Source organism: Pseudoalteromonas sp. SR45-5 (assembly GCF_014163565.1).
GTDB classification, from domain to species: domain Bacteria; phylum Pseudomonadota; class Gammaproteobacteria; order Enterobacterales; family Alteromonadaceae; genus Pseudoalteromonas; species Pseudoalteromonas distincta.
On record NZ_JACJDN010000972.1, the window covers coordinates 1 to 905 of the forward strand.

General features: G+C 35.6%; 1 protein-coding gene. It reads right to left on the reverse strand.

Translation table 11 applies throughout. The features are described from left to right. Positions 1-54: 54 nt before the first annotated feature. Positions 55-615, reverse strand: a complete 561-nt coding sequence (locus H5072_RS21595) for a hypothetical protein (RefSeq protein ID WP_231616814.1) — start codon at positions 613-615, stop codon at positions 55-57. Positions 616-905 lie beyond the last annotated feature (290 nt).

The window sequence follows — 905 nt, forward strand, 5'->3', positions numbered from 1 at the left end:
TTAGGGTAGTCGGCATAAAAAGAAAAGCGCTAGTTAGGAGCTAGCGCTATAGCTTTACAAACCACTTAGCTTGCTTTTCCATTCTTCTAAATTAAAAATACTGTTATCTATTCTTTGTGTAACCTCGTATTTATTATCCGTTATTGGGTTTAGCACATCATCATAAATAGCAGCAAGATAACAATGTTCATTTTCAGTACTACGCTTGCTTGTGCCTATGTGCTCTACCTCTAGCTCAAGCCTATTAGCTATTCTAAGTGTGTGGTTTTCTAGGTCATCGTTTGAATAATCAAGGCTAGTTAGTAACGAATTTAACTCAAACAATAAAGCATCAACTCTTTCTTTTATTAATTCTAATTTCATATCTTGCCTTTTTGAGTACCATTCAATTTCGAATGCGTTTTCCAATTTACCTGCAACAACTTCAAGACGCTTAAGTGCCCTTGTAAAATTTGGCCCAGGCACACCATTAAGTGTTGCTGCATTGGTCTTGCTAATACCGCGAACTAAGTAATCACTGAGTGCTGCTTTTATATCTTCACTGGTGCTTTTACCAAACGACAATAGTGCATTTAAACGTTCTTGGCTTTGAGAGCCTTTGTATAAATAATTCATAATTTATTTATCACTTAACTGATAATAAATTAATGATATTTCAATATTAAGTAAATCACCAACTATTTGATCTTTTTATTATCATTTTGTGTCAAACATTGTCACTTTTTGACAATGCGATCTTTTTAAAATTGCTTACAGTTCCTTTTATTGGGCTGGCTGGCGATTAATGGCGTGTCACTGGGGTTGTCAATTTGACGCGTTTTTTGCACGAAAGCGGAAGGCTAGGAGGAGTAAATTTTTTGACTTTTTGGTTTTCAGCCCCTACTTTGCCGAAGTCATTGACGACC

What these genes read in the sequence shown, in the direction of transcription:
- H5072_RS21595 (WP_231616814.1), bottom strand. Translation starts at nt 615, where the DNA reads ATGAATTATTTATACAAAGGCTCTCAAAGCCAAGAACGTTTAAATGCA.